Below are 16,889 nucleotides of genomic sequence, written 5' to 3'. Positions count from 1 at the left end.
GTGGTCGCGTAGCATTCAGCCCATGGCCCCTACCGCTCTGACCCCGGTCTTCGTGGGCCTGCGCACAGGGCTCCATGTGCTGTTCGCACTCCTCACCGTCGTCGTGATCGTCCGTGCCGTCCTGCGCCCCGGCGAGTACAGCGCCGTCGTCATCCTCCTCTCCGCCCTCCTCCTGGTGGTCTACGGTCTGGGCGTGCTCCTACCGGTGCGGTCCCGCGCCGGTGCGCCAGTGGTCCGGGCGGCCTGGGTGGGGGTCCTGACCCTCGGCTGGGTGGGTCTGCTGGTACTGACGCCGGACGCAGCCTTCCTGGTCTTCGCCCTCTTCTTCCTCTACCTGCACCTCCTGGGCCGGTGGTGGGGTTCCGCCGCGATCGTCGTCTCGACCGCAGTGGCGATCACCGGGCTGGCGCTCCACACCGGGTGGACCGCCGGCGGGGTGGTCGGTCCCACCGTGGGTGCGGGCGTGGCCCTGCTCATCGGACTGGGCTACCAGGCCCTGGCCCGCGAGGCGGAGCAGCGCGAGACTCTCATGCGTGAGCTCCTCGCCACGCGCGACCAGCTGGCTGCGACGGAGCACGAGTCCGGGGTGCTCTCCGAGCGCGCCCGGCTGGCACGCGAGATCCACGACACCGTGGCGCAGGGACTCTCGAGCATCCAGTTGCTGCTGCACGCGGCCGAGCGCGCCGATGCCGACAGGCCCGGCGTCGAGCACATCCGGCTGGCGCGCGAGACCGCGGCCGCCAATCTCGCCGATACGCGCCGCTTCATCCGCGAACTCACCCCTCCCGAACTCGACGACCAGGGGCTCGGGGGTGCCCTCCGCCGCCTCGCGCGGACGCAGTGGTCGGCCCAGGGACTCGCGGTGCGGGTGCGCGTCTCCGACACGGTGACGCTGCCGATGCACCTGCAGACGGCGCTGCTGCGCATAGCGCAGGGAGCGGTGGCGAATGTGATCCAGCACGCTCACGCCACCACCGTCACCATCACCCTCGACGTCGACCGGAGCGACGTGCGCTTCACGGTGACCGACGACGGCGAGGGGTTCGACCCGCAGGTCCTCACCCCTGCGACGGGCGGGACGACGGACTCGTTCGGTCTGCAGGCCACCCAGGAGCGCGTGCAGCAGCTCGGCGGCACGCTCAGCATCGAGGCGTCCCCGGGCCACGGGACCACCCTCGCCGTGACGCTCGCGCCGGGGGAGGCCGCATGATCCGGGTGGTCATCGCGGACGACCACCCCATCGTCCGCGCGGGGCTCAAGGCACTGTTCAGCATCGAGCCCGACATCGAGGTGGTCGCGGAGGCCGCCACCCCCCAGGAGGCGCTCGACGCCGCGGAGCACGAGAATCCCGACGTCGTCCTCATGGACCTGCAGTTCGGCAGTGGTGAGACGACGACGGGTGCCGGTGCCACCCGCACCATCCGGGCGCTCGATGCGGCTCCCTATGTGCTGGTGCTGACCAACTACGACTCCGACGCCGACATCCTCGGAGCCGTCGAGGCCGGCGCGAGCGGCTACCTGCTCAAGGACGCACCGCCGCACGAGCTCATGAACGCCGTCAGGGCCGCCGCGGCGGGCGAGAGCGCCCTGGCCCCGGTGATCGCGTCGCGTCTCCTCGACCGCATGCGGGAGCCTCGGGTCAATCTCAGCTCCCGCGAGATCGAGGTGCTGGAGCAAGTGGGGGCCGGGCGCACCAACCAGGAGATCGCGGCGGGACTTTTCATCAGCGAGACCACCGTGAAATCACATCTGGCACATATCTTCTCGAAACTCGACGTCGCTTCCCGGACGGCGGCCGTCTCCGTGGCGCGCCGTAAAGGAATTCTGCGCTGACAGAAAGCAAAAAGGCACCATCCCGTCAGGAATGGTGCCTTTCACCGGAATTCGCACTTGTCCAGGCGGCCACTCGGAGGTCATGACCGGGCGGACGTGCCCGTGTGCCGGTGCTACCGCTGATTCTTGCGGGGCTTCGAGAACAGCAGGTCACTCGAGTCGGCCTTCGCCTTCTTCTCGGCCCGCTTCTCGAGGATCGACTTCCCCTGCTTCTTCGTGCCAACACTTCTAGGAGATTTTCCCGACACGCGATCACCGCCTTTTCTTTTCGCTATGGCATCAACCATACGCGGTAATTTTTTATTTGCCAGTCCCCTTTTTCCCGGCCAGAAGTCCCGGGGGTCGGAGAGAATTGAAAAGAAAAATAAAGCGGCTAAACTTGTGTATTCACCAGTCCGTCGAAATGCCGCGATCGATCCTGCCCGGACCCGGTCCCGTCACCTTCAGAGGAGTCCCGATGACCCATCCATCCGCACCCGTCACCTGGCTCACACCCCAGGTCCACGCACGCCTGCAGGCGGAGCTCGACGGCCTGCTGGCTGCTCGCGGAAGTCAGGGGTCCGCGGAGCGGGTGGCCGCGGAAGCACGCATCCGCCAGCTCATGTCGGTGCTGAAGGACGCGCGGACCCATCAGCCGGCCGACGACGGTGTCGTGGAGCCCGGGATGCTGGTCAACGCCGTCATCGACGGTCACCCCGAGGTGTTCCTCATGGGCAGCCGGGAGATCTTCGGTGAGAGCAGCATGGACGTCTTCAGTGAGCGGAGCCCGCTCGGGCTCGCCATTCACGGTCTCAAGCCCGGGGACGAGGCGTCCTACCGGACGCCGCGCGGCGCCACCGTGTCCGTCTCCGTGGTGTCCGCGACACCCTACGCCGGAGCGGAGGTCCCGCCCGCGCAGGTCACGACGCCGGATCTGGCCGGAGCGAGCTGACCGGGTCACGGTGACGGGGACTGGGCAGGTTCGCTGCCCGGACGCCCGATCCGGTGCCAGGACCGGTGCAGCTACGCCCGGCACACCCACGCGGCAGCGTCGGGCGGGAGGAGCCCCTCGGTGGTCAGGGCCGAGGACGCCAGGATGATGCGCCCTTCCGGGAGGCGGACCGGAGCATCGCCCATCGCGACGGCGACCAGGAACAGCTCGCTGCGCTCGCAGACGAGCAGGCCATTGTCCTCGGCCCGCCACATGCCGCCGTCGTGAGGTGAGAGGACGCCCTCCTCGTGCAGGGAGCGGCGGAGGTCAAGGGCTGCCCTGACGAGGTGCAGCGTCGAGGCGGCGTCCCGCTCCCGCGCCTCGACCGACATCGACCCCCAACCCGGTGGGATCGGCAGCCAGGGAACCGCATCGTCCGTGGGCGAGAAGCCGAACGAGCCAGCCGGCGCGATGGTCCACGGCAGGGGCACCCGGGCCCCGTCCCTGGACACGCCGCTGCGCGTCCACATCGGATCCGCCCGGGCCTCGGCGGGTACATCCACCTCGGGCAAATCCACTTCCTGGCCCTGGTAGATGTACGCGCCGCCGGGCAACCCGAGGAGGGCGAGCAGTCCGGCACGGGCACGCACGACACCGCGCCCGCCGCCGTCGTCGAACCGGGTGACGGTCCGGACGAGGTCGTGGTTCTCGAGGGCCCAGGTCGGTGGTGCTCCGTGCTCCCTGCGGGCGGTATCGAGCTCCGTACCGATCCTGGCCCACGCCGCGGGATCCCAGCCCACTGTGGCGAAGGTGAATGCGAAGGCCTGGTGCATCTCGTCGGGCCGCGTGTACCGGGCGGCGCGATGCGGCGCCAGATTCACCTCGCCCACGAGGACCCGTGCGGGGGAGTAGGAGTCGGCGAGGCGGCGCCACCGCCGGTACACGGCGTGGACCTCCTCCTGGTCGGACACCTGTGGGTTGGAACGCAGACCGTCCACGACGTCCTCCGGGCGGTCGGCGTCGGGCAGGCCCTCCGCCTTGAAGAGTGCGTGCGCGACGTCGATGCGCAGCCCGTCCACGCCGCGGTCGAACCAGAAGCGGAGCACGCCCTCGAAATACTCGCCCACGGCGGGATTCCGCCAGTTCCAGTCCGGTTGACCGGGGGAGAAGAGGTGCAGGTACCACTGCCGGTCCGTCTCCGAGTCAGGGGCGATCCGGCTCCAGGCACTGCCGCCGAAGACGCTCCGCCAGTTGTTCGGCGGGTCACCCTCGAGTGCGCCCCCGGGCCCGTCCTCGATATGGAACATGGCGCGCTCGGGCGAACCTGGAGCAGCGGCGACGGCGGTCCGGAAGAACGGATGCTCCGACGAGCAGTGATTCGGAACCACGTCGAGGATGACCCTCAGGCCCAGGGTGTGCGCGGTTGCCAGGAGGTCGTCGAACTGTGCCAGGGTGCCGAACAGGGGGTCGACGCCGCAGTAGTCGCTCACGTCGTAGCCCTGGTCCACCTGCGGGGACGGCTGAAACGGTGTCAGCCAGATGCCGTCGACGCCGAGCGACGCGATGTACGGCAGGCGGCGCAGCAGGCCGGCGAGATCCCCGACGCCGTCGCCGTCGCCGTCCGCGAACGAGCGCGGATAGACCTGGTAGATGACGGCCGTGCGCCACCACTCGGTGCCGGAGGCGGCGTCCGGCGGGCGCGTCACCCGGCGCCCTACGACGGCGGAGGGGAGGTGGTCGCGCGGACCACCAGCTCCGGGGGCAGCAGGGTGCTGTGCGGTGTGCCGCCGGAGAACTGCGCCAGCAGCGCATCCACGCTCAGTGACCCCATGCGCGCCAGATCGGAGCGGATGGAGGTCAGCGGCACCGGCAGGGTCGCGGCCAGATCGAGATCGTTGTACCCGATGAGCGCCACGTCCGTGCCCACGCGCCGGCCGGCGTCGCGGAGGGCACCCATGGCGCCGAGGGCCAGGAGATCATGGACCGCGAAGATCGCCGTGGGTGGCTCGGGCAGTCGCATGAGCGCAGCTCCGGCGATCGCTCCCGAGGGCGTGCTGAAGGCCGACTCGACGCTGTAGGCATCCGGGACGGGGTGCCCGGCGGCCTCGAACGTCCGCCGGAAGCCCAGGGTCCGCTCTCGGCCTGTGCTCGCGAGCTGGTCCCCGGAGATGACGCCCACCCGGCGGTGGCCGAGGTGCAGGAGGTGCTCGGCGGCGAGCCGGCCGCCCTGGTAGTCGTCGGTCGAGACCGACAGGTGTCCCTCGAGCGTGCGCATGACCAGCACGTAGGGGACACCGCGGTCCCGGAGTTCCAGGGCGGCGGAGTCGCCACTGTGCGAATCCCCGATGATCACGCCGTCGATCCGTCGGGAGAGCATCGCGTCCAGTCTCATCCGGCGCTGCTCGGGGTCGTCCAGGGTGTTGGCGACGACGGTCCCGTACCCGGCGGCGCTCGCCGCGGCATCGATGCTCTCGTAGATGGAGGCCAGGACGAGGTCCGTCAGGCGGGGGACGAGCACCCCGATCAGGCGCGAGCTCCCCGTCCTCAAGCCGGCCGCTCCGACGTCCCGGCGATATCCGAGCACCGCGGCCAGTTCGCGCACCCGCTGGATGGTCTCGGCACCGACGCCCGACGGGGTCTCGCTCAGCGCGCGGGAGGCGGTGGAGACGTGGACCTGGGCGTGGCGTGCCACGGTCGCCAGGGTGACCGGGCGGGTCCTGGCCGGTGGTGCACTGGGGTCATCCTTCATCAGCTCGAGTCTAGAGCCCACCACGGCTCGGCGAGGCATCCGGAGCCGGAGGGCAAAGGTTTGCGGCGCAGTCGAGAGCCTCGGGGGGATGTGGCAGGAACCTTGACGGAAATCCCGTGCCGTAGTGTGATGTACACCATATCTTCTGTCCATCCTGCTGTGGATTGCGGCTCGCAATCGATTGCGCCAATGACGGGTCCTCATGCTCCGATCGCACCAGTCCGAACTCCACGAGCGCCTCGCCGCCGGCGTCACGGAGCTCGCCGCCTTCCGTGACGACGAGCGGCCGGGCTGGACCCGCGAGATCTTCAGCGATTCGTACCGGGCCTCACGGGAGTGGACGGCGGAGCGCATGCGCGCTGCCGGGCTCGAGGTGCACCGCGACACCGCCGGAAACATCGTCGGTCGCCTGGCGGGCCTCGACCCCTCCGCTCCGGCCCTGGTCACCGGATCCCATACGGACACGGTGGACGGCGGAGGCAGATTCGACGGTGTCGTCGGGGTCCTCGGCGGCATCGAGGCGGCGCGGCTCCTGGCCGCCGGGGGCAGGCCACTGAGGCGCGATCTGCTGGTGGTCGACTTCCTCGGGGAGGAATCCAACGGCTTCGGCCTCAGCTGCCTGGGGAGCCGGGCGGCCGCGCAGGAACTGACGGCTGAGGATCTGGACCGGTGCGACTACCGGGGCGTAAGCCTCGGCCGGGCCTACACCGACTTCGGACTGGACCCGGCGAAACTCTCCGACGTCCCCTGGGCGCGCCGGCCGCTGCAGGCGTTCGTGGAACTGCACATCGAACAGGGGCCCACGCTGGAGCAGCGCGGGCTCCCGCTCGGCATCGTCACGGCTATTACGGGGATCGAGCGCTTCATCGCGTCCTTCGCAGGCTCGGCCGATCACGCCGGCACCACCTCCATGGAGGACCGCCGGGACGCCATGATCGCTGCCGCCGAGGGGGTCCTCGCCGTTCGTGCCGAGGGCTGCGGTGCGCCCACTCACGGTGTGGCGACCACCACGCGCGTGGACTCGGAATCGCGTTCCCCGAACGTGGTGCCCTCCCTCGTCCGCATGTACGGCGAGGTCCGCAGCGTCGATCCCGGCTGGCTGTCCGGGGTGCAGGGGCGCCTGGGAGCGGAAATCGCCGCGCGTGCCGCGACGCTCGGCGTGGACGTGGGCCTCGAGTGGTCCAGCGACAACGCCGTCGTCGAGGCCGCCCGGGGGGTCCAGGATGTTGCCGGTGCCGCAGCGGACACGCTCGGGCTGGCCTGGATGCCCATCCCCAGCGGTGCCACGCACGACGCCGTGCACATGGCCTCCCTCGCTCCGATGGGCATGATCTTCATCCCGTCGAAGAAAGGCAAGAGCCACTGCCCCGAGGAATGGAGCAGCACCGAGGACATCGCCGTCGGGGTGCAGGCGCTCGTCGCGACCCTACAGCGCCTCGACGCCGGCGGCACCCGCCCCCAGCACTGAATCCGCCCACCCCCTACCTGGAGCTTCAATGGAAACTGCACCGAGGGACAGTCCACGGACGTCCTCGCCGTCGCCGATCTGCCCGTCCTCTGGATCCTCGCCAGCGGCGTCACGCGGCAGGACCGCGGCGCCCAGTACGCTCGTCAACTGACCCACCCCGCACCCGACGTTCCCCGAAAGGACATCATGACCATCGACACCGCAGTCCTCGAGCTCTCCGAGGCCCACACCGACGCCATGCACGAGCTCTATCGGCACCTTCACGCCCACCCCGAGCTGTCCATGCAGGAGACGCAGACGGCCGCGTTCATTCAGAACGAGCTCGACGGACTGGGACTCGAGACGTTCGTGAGCGGCGGGACGGGCGTGGTGGGGGTGCTCCGCAACGGGGAGGGCCCCGTAGTGGGGTACCGCGCCGATACCGACGGTCTGCCCATCGCGGAGGACACCGGCCTGGACTTCGCGAGCACGGCGAAGGGGAAGCTGGCCGACGGGACGGACGTGCCGGTCATGCACGGGTGCGGCCACGACACCCACATGACGGTGGGTCTCACGGCCGCCCGGCTGCTCAGCGAGAACCTCGGCGCGTGGTCCGGGACCGTGGTCTTCATCTTCCAACCCGGGGAGGAGACCGGGGCCGGAGCCAAGGCGATGGTGGCTGACGGTCTGTGGGACAGGGCTCCGAAGCCCTCGGTCATCTACGGGCAGCACGTCTGGCCCGGGCTCACCGGTACGGTGAGCATCAGCAAGGGCACCGCCATGGCGATGGCCGACTCCTGGAAGGTGACAGTCCACGGCAAGCAGTCGCACGGCTCGCAGCCGGAGCTCTCCATCGACCCGATCGTCCTCGGAGCGCACATGGTGGTACGGCTGCAGACGGTGGTCTCGCGCGAGGTGCACCCGATGAAGTCGGCGGTGGTCACCATCGGGACGTTCCACGGCGGGCTGAAGGAGAACATCATCCCGGCGTCCGCGGAGTTCACGCTCAACGTGCGCACCTTCGACCCCGAGGTGCGCGAACTGGTGCTGGGCTCGCTGCGCCGCATCATCAGCGCCGAGGCCGCCGCATCGGGGGCGCCGGAACCGGGCATCGAGGAGATCACGAGCTTCCCGCAGTGCTACAACGACCCCGACACCACCACGGAGCTGATGACGGTGCTCGGCGAGGTGCTCGGCGACGACGCCGTGATCGAGTCCCCGCCCGTGATGGGCAGCGAGGACTTCGGTCTGCTCGCCGAGGCGATCGGTGTGCCCAGCGTGTACTGGTTCTTCGGCGGACACCCGCAGGAACTGCTCGACGGCGACGCACCCGTGGCCGGCAACCACTCGCCGTACTTCGCCCCGGCGATTGAGCCGACCCTGACCACCGGCGTCCGCGCGGCGATGACGGCCCTGCTGTCCCGGGTGGGCACGGGCGCGTGAGGGGTCCGCTCCACGAGCTGTCCGCCGTCGGGATCACCGGTGCCATCCGGCGTCGGGAGATCTCGGCGCGCGAGGCGCTCGACGCCCACTTCGAACGGATCGACGCCGTCAACGGGCGCATCAACGCCGTCGTCACGGAGGACCGCGAGGGGGCGACGGCGCTCGCGGCGGCGGCAGACGCCCTGACGGCGTCGAGCGCACCGCTGCCGCCCCTCCACGGGCTGCCGATGACGCACAAGGACACGCACAACACGCAAGGGTTGCGCACCACGCAGGGTTCGATGGTGTTCAAGGACTTCGTGCCGACGTTCGACGATCTGATCATCTCCCGGCTCAGGGACGCCGGGGTGGTGACCACGGGCAAGACCAATGTGCCCGAGTTCGCCGCGGGGTCACACACCTTCAACGACGTCTTCGGCACCACCGTGAATCCGTTCGACACCTCGCGCAGCGCCGGCGGGAGCAGCGGGGGAGCGGCGGCTGCCATCGCGGCACGCATCCAGCCCCTCGGTGACGGCAGCGACATGGGCGGATCGCTGCGCATCCCGGCGTCGTTCTGCAACATCGTGGGATTCCGGCCGTCCCTCGGCGTCGTCCCCGCCGTACCGACACGCAACGCCTGGTCCTGGCTCGCGCGCAACGGGCTGATGGCCCGCGACGTCGAGGACATCGCGCTGGGCATGACGGCGATCGCGGGACCCCACGCGGCCGTGCCCTACACCTATCCGGTGAGGCGCTCCTTCGGCGCTGTCCTGGAGCGGGACCTGACGGGGCTGCGGATCGGGTGGTCCGCGGACTTCGGACTCGGTGTGCCCGTGGACCGCGAGGTGCTGCGGGTCCTCGAGGGGCAGTTGCAGGTCTTCTCGGATCTCGGCGCGGTGGTGGAGGAGGCGGCCCCCGATCTCCGGGACGCGGACCAGGTGTTCACCACCACGCGGGCGTTCGACTTCGTCCTGGCGTTCCGCGAGCTGGTCGGGAAGCACGGCGAGGTGATCAAGCCCGAGGTGCGCTGGAACGTGGAGCAGGGGCTGCGGCTCACCGCCGAGGAGCTCGTCGACGCCGCTCTGGCGCGCACCCGCCTGGATGCCGGCGTCCGTCGCTACTTCGGGACGTACGACGTCTTCGCGTCCCCGGCCACGCAGGTGCTGCCGTTCGATGCGTCGCAGCGGTATCCGACGTCCGTCGACGGTGTGGAGTTCGAGACGTACCTGGACTGGATGCGCTCGGCCTGCCTGATCTCCGCGACCGGTCTGCCCGCGGTGTCCGTGCCGGCCGGCTTCAGCGCGGACGGTCTGCCGGTGGGCCTGCAGCTGGCCATGCCGCATGGATCGGACGTGGAGCTGCTGCGTGTGGCGTACGCGTTCGAGCAGGCCACGGGCTGGGCGAAGCGGGTACCCGATCTCTGAGCTTCGGCGGGATGCCGGGAGCGGTCGCGAGCGGAGCGCCGTCGTGCGTCGGGACGCCGGATGCGTGCGGCATCTGGCGCCACGGGGCACCCGATCCTAAGCTGGATGCATCCGCTCCCGGACCGGCACGACGGGCGCACCCCGTTCCCACGGCGGTGCCGCCCACCGGGTCGGTGCGGGATTCCCAGCTCGAGGAGGAACCAGCCATGGCACAGCATCCGGGTCAGCCGATCACCGACGACAGCATCAAGGTCCGCCAACTCAGTCACTACCAGTTCAGCTGGATCGCGGGAGAGCCGGGGCAGCCCGGCACGTGGACCCTCCAGCTCGTGCTCGATCAGGGCGCCTGGGAAGAAGTCCTCACCATCGACGCCGACGACGCCGACAATCTCCAGGACATCCTCTCCACCGCCGGGACCGTCTATTACGACGTGCAGCGGCGCACACTCATGTTCGGCACCACCGAAGCCGGCCACCACTAGGCAGCGGTCCCGTCGGGCGGCATCGACGACGTCCGTGTCGGTGCCCGTCCGGACTGCTCAGCCGGCGGGCAGGTGGGTCCGCCGGCGAGCCACCGGGCGGGACGACCGGGTCCTCGCCGAGAGGGTTGTCGCCAGCCACTGGCACAGCGCCCAGTAGGCCACGCCCACGGGGAGGGACCCGATCACCGCGGTGACCTGGCCGAGCGGCAGGAGCACCGGGTAGACCAGCCAGTGGGTCAGGTAGATGTACAGCGACGCCGCCGCGAGCCAGCCGGTCACGCGGCGCAGGATCGCCGGCACGGGCAGGGCCGGGACCCAGGTCAGGAGCAGGACCCCCACCACGATCGTCGCCTCGCGCAGCGGATGGTCGAAGAAGCCGGGCACCACGAGCACGGCCAGGACGGAGACCAGGACGCGCCGCTGCACGGTCCCGGCGCGCGCCACGGCCCAGCCGAGGGCGAAGAGCCAGAAGACCGGGAGCGGTTTGGGCAGCCCGGGATCGACGATGTCGTACCGGCTGAGCAGTGTCAGGGCGAGCAGCCCCAGGGCGAAGAGGAACGGCGCGCGGCGCTCGAGACGGTCGAGCCAGGGGACGAACATCAGCGCCGTCACGGCGATCAGGACGTAGACGAGCATCTCCACGAACCAGAAGTGCCACTCCGTCGTCACCTCCTGGGGCCCCACCATCGCGTTGAGCAGGAAGATGTTGGCGATGCTGTAGTCGTCCGTGAGCACGTAGGCCAGGAAGATGAACGCGACCGACGGGACGACGATCCGCGTCAGGCTCCTGACGTGCCGCCGCAGCCGATCCGGTCGGGTCCCGGTGAGCTGGAACCGCGCGAAGTTGAAGCCCGCGACGACGAACAGCAGATGCGCGGTGTGGAACGTGAACAGTTCCACGTGCGCGGCCACGATGCAGATGATGGCGACGGCGCGCAGCACGATCGAGGGTTCCAGCAGGGAGACCAGCCGTCGGCGGCGCGGGGCCCTCCTCCCCGAGAGCTCGCCCACGGTCATGAGGTGCCAGCCCGGTGGGAGCTGCCCCAGGGCGGCTTCCAGCCGCACCGACAGCGCCACGTAGGACAGCGAGTCGCCGTCGAGCGAGACGAAGGTGTCCGTGGGGTCCACGCCGGGTCGGTCGAGGCTCTCGGCGAAGATGCGCGGCACGTCGGCCGGGCCCTCGCGCAGCGACGCGTGCTCCGCAGGAGCGGGTGCCGGCCCGGCGTCCAGGGACCGGACGGCGGGGTAGTCGATCTTCCCCGTGGCGAGCCGGGGCAGGTACTCCACCGGGTGCAGCCGGAGGGAGGCACGCGGCACACCCAGATCGGAGGCCAGGACGGCGGCGAGCATCCCCGGATCGTGGTCGCCCTCGAGGGCGATCACCAGGGACTCGTCGGCTTGGGCGTCGGAGCCGGCGACGGCGGCCGTGACGCCGAGCTCGGCGAGGATGCGTTCCACCTGCCCCAGGTCCACCCGCAGCCCGGCGATCTTCACGAAGCGGCTGCGCCGGCCCACCACCTCGTAGAGCCCGTCCGCGTGCTCCACGGCGAGATCGCCCGTCCGCAGCTCGTGGACCTCACGGCCGAGCGCGAGATCGGCCGGGCTCTCGGCGTAGCCGAGCATCACGTTCGGCCCCGTGTACACCAGCTCTCCTGCGGCAAGCCCATCGACCGGGTCGATCCGGAAGGAGCCGCCGGGCACCGGCACGCCGATGGTCCCAGGGTGCTCCGCCGCCAGGTCCGGGGGAAGATACGCCATGCGCGCGGTGGCCTCGGTGGCCCCGTACATCACGAACAGGTCCCAGCCTCGCCGCTGGCCCGTCCTCGCCCAGGCCCTGACCTTCTCCGGGGCGAGCCTGCCCCCGGCCTGGGTCACGTACCGCAGGCTCGGCAGGTCCATCTCGGCGAAGCCCACGCGCTCCAGGAGGTCGAAGCTGTAGGGGACGGCGGCGAAGGAGGTGGCCCGGTGGTCGCGGACGAGGTCCCAGAAGCAGGGATCCACCACCGACAGTTCGGTGAGCACCACACCGGCGCCGCGGAGCAGATGGCTGTTCAGCACGGACAGTCCGTAGCAGTAGCTCATGGGGAGCGTGGTGAGGGCTCGATCGGCGGAGTCGATACCGAGGTAGGTCGCGATGGAACGGGCGTTCGCCACCAGATTCTCGCGGGAGAGCCGCACCAGCTTGGGTGAGCCGGTCGACCCGGAGGTACTCAGGAGCAGGGCCAGCTCCGGATGCAGCTCGTGGCGCGTGCCCGGCCACCGCTCGTCGAGCTGGACGGTGCCCTCGCCGGTGCGCAGGACGACGTCGGGCTGGTACCTGGTGATCATCGGTTCGAGCGCGGCGGGTTTGTCCGCGGGGACCAGCAGCAGGGGATGCCCGGCGGTGATTGCCGCGAGGTAGGCGACGAGGGACTCCAGGTCGTTGCGTGCGGCCAGCAGGACGAGGCGGCGTTCGGTGCCGAGACGGGCTGCCAGCTCGTCCACCAGTTCGGCGAGGTGCCGGTAGCTCAGTGTGCCGTCCGAGGTCAGGATCGCGGGTCGGTCGCCGTGGCGAGCCAGATCCGTGAAGGTGGCTTCGGAGAGGTCGGGTGGTGGGGTCACCGGTTCACCGTAACCCAGAAATCGAGGTTAGGGAATCCTACCCTTACCTATCCTGAGGAGTGTCGGCGCGACGGGCGCCGACCGGCGGTGTGGTGACGGCCCGGTCCCCGATGAGCAGGGTGGGCGAGGTGCCGGCGGTGACGGTCACCGTGACCGCCGTGCCGACGGGGAAGCGCACCGTGTGCGGCTGCCATGAGCGCAGGGTCCGCCCGGAGGCGAGCTGCACGTGGTGGAGCACGAAGGCGCCGTGGTACTCGACCGCGGAGACCCGCGCCGAGGCCGTCGGATCCGCCTGCAGGGCCACCTCGTGCGGGCGCAGGACGACGTCGACCTCCACATCGCTGTCGGCCCACCCCGGCACCGTCGAGACGATCCCGATCTCGCAGGTCAGCAGGGCCCGGTGCACGCGGGCGGGGAGGAAGTCGGCGTCGCCCATGAAGGAGGCCACGAAGCGGGTCGCCGGGCGCTCGAAGACCTTCTCAGGAACGTCGGCCTGCTCGATCACGCCGTCGTGCATGACCACCACGCGGGACCCGACGGAGAGCGCCTCCGTCTGGTCGTGCGTGACGAGCACACCGGTGGTGCCCGTCTCCCGCAGCGTGGCCACGGTGTCGCGGCGGACCTGGGCGCGCAGCGACTCGTCGAGGCCGGAGAACGGTTCGTCCAGTAGGACGACGGCGGGACGCGGCGCGAGCGCCCGCGCGAGGGCCACGCGCTGCTGCTCGCCACCGGAGAGCTCGTGCGGATAGCGGTCCGCCAAATGGGCCAGCTGCACCAGGTCGAGCAGTTCGCCGGCGCGCCGACGGCGGTCGGTGCGGGAGAGCCGGTCGAGGCCGAACTGCACATTCTGGCCCACCGTCAGGTGGGGGAAGAGCGCGTGGTCCTGGAAGACGAGCCCCACGCGCCGGAGTTCCGGATTGACGAAGACGCCCGACCCGGCGACGACGGAGCCTGCCACGCTGATCCGGCCGGCGTCGGGACGTTCCAGGCCCGCCACGAGCCGCAGCGTGGTCGACTTGCCACAGCCCGAGGGGCCGATCAGGGTCACGAGCTCGCCGGCGGGGACGGACAGGTTGAGCGCATCGACGCCGCGGGAGGAGCCGTAGTGCTTCGTGACGCCGTCCAGGGCGAGGGCCGGCGGGGTGTCCTCCGAGGCCGTGGGCACGGGAATGGTCTCCATCTGGGCGGTCATGGCCGCACCTTCCTGGTCGTGGTTCCACGCGCCTCGTTGCGGTGGGTCTGGCGGACGAGGACGACCACGGGGATGATCGCCACGAGGACGATCACGAGGGCCGGCAGCGCCGCCTTCTCCCAGAAGTTCTCCCGCGCCAGCTCGTACACCCAGACGGACGCCGTGGTGAATCCGAAGGGTCGCAGGAGCAGCACGATCGGCAGCTCCTTGATGGCGTCGATGACCACCAGCATGAGTGCCACCGCGACCCCCGGGCGAGCCAGGGGAAGGTGGATCCGGCGCAGGATCCGCCGGGGCGTGGCCCCCAGGCTCAGGGCGGAGGAGGTGACGGTCGGGGAGATCTTCTCCAGGCTGGCCCCGACCGATTGGTAGGCCGGAGCGAGGAAGCGGATGACGTAGGCGTAGAGGATGCCCGCGACCGACCCGGTGACGATCAGTCCCGTGCCGCCGGGGATCCCCAGGTTCTCCAGGGTGGTGTCCGCGGCCGAGAACGACAGCAGCACGCCGATCCCCACGACGGCTCCGGGCACCGCGTAGCCGAAGGTGGTCAGCTGGGCCGCGAAGGCGACGAGGCGGCCGCCGCCCAGCCGGATGGCGTGCCCGACGGCGAGGGCGATGGCCACGCAGCTGACCGCGGTGAGCAGGGCGACCAGCAGGCTGTTGCCCAGGTACTCCACGAACCGCGGGTCGGCGAGGACGGAGGCGTCCGAGAGAGCCTGTCCCACCGCCCAGAGCAGCAGTTGCGCCACGGGGATGAGGAAACCGGCGGAGAGTGCCGCCACGCACAGCGCGGTGGCCCCCCACGCTGCGGCGCCGGAGAGCTGTTCGGGCTGGAAGCCCTGCCTCCGCCCGCCCTGCTGGTGGTAGCGGGCGCGGCCGCGCAGGGCGCGCTCCCCGACCAGCACGGCCACGGCGAACAGCAGGACCAGCACCGCGAGCTGCGTGGCCGCGTGGAAGTCGAACGTGCCCTTCCAGACGAGGTAGACGCCTACGGAGACGGTCTGGACGTTGAAGTACTGCACGGTGGCGAAGTCCGTCAGGGTCTCCATCATCACCAGAGCCAGTCCGGCGGCCAGGGACGGGCGGGCCAGGGGGAGGACCACGCGTCGCAGCGCCCGCGCGCGGCTGGAGCCCAGCGTGCGGGCGGCGTCGTACGTGCCGGAGGACTGCTCGATCAGCGCCGAGCGTGCCAGCAGGTACACGTAGGGGTAGAGGGACAGCGAGAGCACGAGGATCGCTGCCGGCAGGGATCGCACCTCGGGGACCCAGACATCGGTCCCGAAGACGCCGCGCAGCAGCGACTGGACGGGCCCGGCGACGTCGAACACGGAGAGGAAGACGAAACCGAGCACATAGGCCGGCACGGCAAGGGGCAGCACGAGCAGCCACACGAGGATGTTCCGCAGCGGGAAGCGGTAGGCGGTCACGAGCCAGGCCAGTCCTCCGCCCACCACGAGGGAGCCGGCGCCCACGCCCAGCATCAGCGCGAGGGTGGTGAGGATCATCTTCCCCAGATCCCGCGGGGGAGCGGTCCCGCCGAGGCTGCCGATGCCCTGGAGGACCACCGCCAGGACGGGAGTGGCGACGACGACGGCGACGGCGACGACGAGCGCGGACCATGCCGGACGACCGACGCCGGTCGTCCGGTAGCGCCGCTGCGGCGTCCGGCCGTCGGCGAGGGTCGCCGGTTCGGTCACCGGTATCCGGCCTCGGCGAGCAGATCGACGGCCTCGGCGTTGAAGGTCCCGTAGGCCTCCGCGTTCAGGGGCATGCGCTTGAAGTCCCCGAACCCGGCGATGATCGGTTCCGGTTCCACGGAGGGATTGACGGGGTACTCGTGGTTGGCGTCCACGAACGCGTTCTGGCCGTCGGTGGCGAGCCACTCGATGAGTCGCAGCGCGTCCTCCGGGTTGTCCGCGCCCTCCACCACGCCGGCACCGGAGATGTTCACGTGCGTCCCCGCGCCCTCCTGGCTGGCCCAGAACAGGTCCACGTCCAGATCGGGGTTCTCCTCGAGCAGGCGGGCGAGGTAGTAGTGGTTGTTGATGCCGACGTCGCACGTGCCGGCGTCGGTCGCCTCGAGCAGCAGCACGTCGTTGCTCATGATGGCGACGTCGTTGGCCACCCACCCCTGCACGATCTCGAGGGCGCGCGCCCGGCCGTGGAGCTCGATCAGGCTGGCGACGAGGGACTGCGTGTAGGCGGAGGTCGCGTCCCGCATGCACAGGCGCCCCTTCCACTTCGGGTCGGCGAGCCCCGCGTAGGTCTCGACCGCGTCGAACTCCGACGGGTCCACGGCGTCGGGGTTGTACGTGACGGTGCGGGCGCGGAGGGCGAGGCCGTACCAGCGGCCGTCGGCCTCGCGCAGGTCCTCGGGGACGGCGTCGCGGAGCACGGCGGAGTCGGTGGCGGCGAGCTCTCCCTGGCGTGCGCCGTTCCAGAGATTACCGGCGTCGACGGTCATGAAGACGTCCGCCGGGGTGTCATCACCCTCCGCCTTGAGGCGCTCCAGGAGCTCCGCGTCGTCGCCGCTGATGAACTCGACGCTGATGCCCGTCTCGTCGGTGAACTTGCCGAAGGCGCCCTCGAGGTCGTAGTGCCGCGCCGAGTAGATCTGCAGATCGGCGGACCCTCCACCGAAGGCGCCGCAGCCCGTCAGCGTGGTGGCCAGGACGGTCAGTCCCGCGACGGCGGTCAGGAGGGGGCGGGAACGCATTCGGATCTCTTCTCGGACGAGGTGGTGGTGCGGCGCGGGCGCCGGACGAAGCAGGCAAGCCTAGCCTAACCGAATAAGGTCAGCGCGGCGTAACCTATTGGGTCCGGCAA

At 70.5% G+C, this 16,889-nt stretch carries 14 protein-coding genes; 7 read left to right on the top strand and 7 right to left on the bottom strand.

Going from position 1 to position 16,889, the window contains the following annotated elements; genetic code table 11:
- Positions 1 to 22 precede the first annotated feature (22 nt).
- Entirely contained in the window at positions 23 to 1,210 is a 1,188-nt protein-coding gene (locus Q0747_RS12625) for a sensor histidine kinase (RefSeq protein ID WP_298255165.1), read from the top strand.
- Positions 1,207 to 1,833, top strand: a complete 627-nt coding sequence (locus tag Q0747_RS12620) for a response regulator transcription factor (RefSeq protein ID WP_298255163.1) — start codon at positions 1,207 to 1,209, stop codon at positions 1,831 to 1,833. Before Q0747_RS12625 ends, Q0747_RS12620 begins: the two co-directional genes overlap by 4 nt.
- Positions 1,834 to 1,946: 113 nt before the next feature.
- Here Q0747_RS12620 and Q0747_RS12615 read toward each other — a convergent pair whose 3' ends face one another.
- The gene (locus Q0747_RS12615; RefSeq protein ID WP_298255263.1) at positions 1,947 to 2,120 is read right to left on the bottom strand and encodes a hypothetical protein; all 174 of its coding nucleotides are present in this window, start codon (positions 2,118 to 2,120) and stop codon (positions 1,947 to 1,949) included.
- A 170-nt stretch (positions 2,121 to 2,290) separates the two neighbouring features.
- Between Q0747_RS12615 and Q0747_RS12610 the strand changes: the two genes are divergently transcribed.
- Positions 2,291 to 2,764 (top strand): GreA/GreB family elongation factor, encoded by a 474-nt coding sequence (locus Q0747_RS12610; protein ID WP_298255161.1) that lies wholly within the window; start codon positions 2,291 to 2,293, stop codon positions 2,762 to 2,764.
- A 71-nt stretch (positions 2,765 to 2,835) separates the two neighbouring features.
- Here the strand turns inward: Q0747_RS12610 and Q0747_RS12605 are convergent, their stop codons facing one another.
- Both Q0747_RS12605 and Q0747_RS12600 read right to left on the bottom strand, forming a co-directional pair.
- Positions 2,836 to 4,449, bottom strand: coding sequence for an alpha-amylase family glycosyl hydrolase (locus tag Q0747_RS12605; protein WP_298255159.1), 1,614 nt, complete (start codon positions 4,447 to 4,449; stop codon positions 2,836 to 2,838).
- Positions 4,450 to 4,457: 8 nt separating this feature from the next.
- Positions 4,458 to 5,492 carry a LacI family DNA-binding transcriptional regulator gene (locus Q0747_RS12600; RefSeq protein WP_298255156.1) on the bottom strand — a complete coding sequence of 345 codons (1,035 nt, stop codon included), beginning with the start codon at positions 5,490 to 5,492 and terminating at the stop codon, positions 4,458 to 4,460.
- A 202-nt stretch (positions 5,493 to 5,694) separates the two neighbouring features.
- Between Q0747_RS12600 and Q0747_RS12595 the strand changes: the two genes are divergently transcribed.
- From Q0747_RS12595 to Q0747_RS12580, 4 genes are all read left to right on the top strand, one after another.
- The gene (locus Q0747_RS12595) at positions 5,695 to 6,960 is read left to right on the top strand and encodes a M20 family metallo-hydrolase (protein ID WP_298255154.1); all 1,266 of its coding nucleotides are present in this window, start codon (positions 5,695 to 5,697) and stop codon (positions 6,958 to 6,960) included.
- Between the two features lie 186 nt (positions 6,961 to 7,146).
- Entirely contained in the window at positions 7,147 to 8,382 is a 1,236-nt protein-coding gene (locus Q0747_RS12590; RefSeq protein ID WP_298255152.1) for an amidohydrolase, read from the top strand.
- Positions 8,379 to 9,788, top strand: coding sequence for an amidase (locus Q0747_RS12585; protein ID WP_298255150.1), 1,410 nt, complete (start codon positions 8,379 to 8,381; stop codon positions 9,786 to 9,788). The genes Q0747_RS12590 and Q0747_RS12585 overlap by 4 nt, the downstream gene beginning before the upstream one ends.
- A 206-nt stretch (positions 9,789 to 9,994) precedes the next feature.
- Positions 9,995 to 10,270 carry a hypothetical protein gene (locus Q0747_RS12580; protein ID WP_298255149.1) on the top strand — a complete coding sequence of 92 codons (276 nt, stop codon included), beginning with the start codon at positions 9,995 to 9,997 and terminating at the stop codon, positions 10,268 to 10,270.
- Between the two features lie 57 nt (positions 10,271 to 10,327).
- Here the strand turns inward: Q0747_RS12580 and Q0747_RS12575 are convergent, their stop codons facing one another.
- Genes Q0747_RS12575 through Q0747_RS12560 form a run of 4 tightly spaced genes read right to left on the bottom strand, consistent with a single transcriptional unit; the run spans position 10,328 to position 16,779 of the window.
- Entirely contained in the window at positions 10,328 to 12,871 is a 2,544-nt protein-coding gene (locus Q0747_RS12575; RefSeq protein ID WP_298255147.1) for an AMP-binding protein, read from the bottom strand.
- 43 nt (positions 12,872 to 12,914) lie between these two features.
- Entirely contained in the window at positions 12,915 to 14,063 is a 1,149-nt protein-coding gene (locus tag Q0747_RS12570; RefSeq protein ID WP_298255145.1) for an ABC transporter ATP-binding protein, read from the bottom strand.
- Positions 14,060 to 15,760 (bottom strand): iron ABC transporter permease, encoded by a 1,701-nt coding sequence (locus Q0747_RS12565; protein WP_298255143.1) that lies wholly within the window; start codon positions 15,758 to 15,760, stop codon positions 14,060 to 14,062. Before Q0747_RS12565 ends, Q0747_RS12570 begins: the two co-directional genes overlap by 4 nt.
- Positions 15,757 to 16,779 (bottom strand): extracellular solute-binding protein, encoded by a 1,023-nt coding sequence (locus tag Q0747_RS12560; protein ID WP_298255141.1) that lies wholly within the window; start codon positions 16,777 to 16,779, stop codon positions 15,757 to 15,759. The genes Q0747_RS12565 and Q0747_RS12560 overlap by 4 nt, the downstream gene beginning before the upstream one ends.
- Positions 16,780 to 16,889: the final 110 nt, after the last annotated feature.

The organism is uncultured Arthrobacter sp., assembly GCF_947493765.1.
Lineage (GTDB): Bacteria > Actinomycetota > Actinomycetes > Actinomycetales > Micrococcaceae > Arthrobacter_D.
The sequence above is the reverse complement of the archived record's forward strand: the minus strand, read 5'-3'. Positions and strand labels throughout refer to the sequence as shown.

Excerpts from the sequence above, each read along its gene's own strand:
- Q0747_RS12625 (WP_298255165.1), top strand. The coding sequence starts at position 23 with ATGGCCCCTACCGCTCTGACCCCGGTCTTCGTGGGCCTGCGCACAGGG.
- Q0747_RS12570 (WP_298255145.1), bottom strand. The coding sequence starts at position 14,063 with ATGACCGCCCAGATGGAGACCATTCCCGTGCCCACGGCCTCGGAGGAC.
- Q0747_RS12615 (WP_298255263.1), bottom strand. The coding sequence starts at position 2,120 with ATGGTTGATGCCATAGCGAAAAGAAAAGGCGGTGATCGCGTGTCGGGA.
- Q0747_RS12560 (WP_298255141.1), bottom strand. The coding sequence starts at position 16,779 with ATGCGTTCCCGCCCCCTCCTGACCGCCGTCGCGGGACTGACCGTCCTG.
- Q0747_RS12600 (WP_298255156.1), bottom strand. The coding sequence starts at position 5,492 with ATGAAGGATGACCCCAGTGCACCACCGGCCAGGACCCGCCCGGTCACC.
- Q0747_RS12590 (WP_298255152.1), top strand. The coding sequence starts at position 7,147 with ATGACCATCGACACCGCAGTCCTCGAGCTCTCCGAGGCCCACACCGAC.
- Q0747_RS12595 (WP_298255154.1), top strand. The coding sequence starts at position 5,695 with ATGCTCCGATCGCACCAGTCCGAACTCCACGAGCGCCTCGCCGCCGGC.
- Q0747_RS12610 (WP_298255161.1), top strand. The coding sequence starts at position 2,291 with ATGACCCATCCATCCGCACCCGTCACCTGGCTCACACCCCAGGTCCAC.
- Q0747_RS12620 (WP_298255163.1), top strand. The coding sequence starts at position 1,207 with ATGATCCGGGTGGTCATCGCGGACGACCACCCCATCGTCCGCGCGGGG.
- Q0747_RS12580 (WP_298255149.1), top strand. The coding sequence starts at position 9,995 with ATGGCACAGCATCCGGGTCAGCCGATCACCGACGACAGCATCAAGGTC.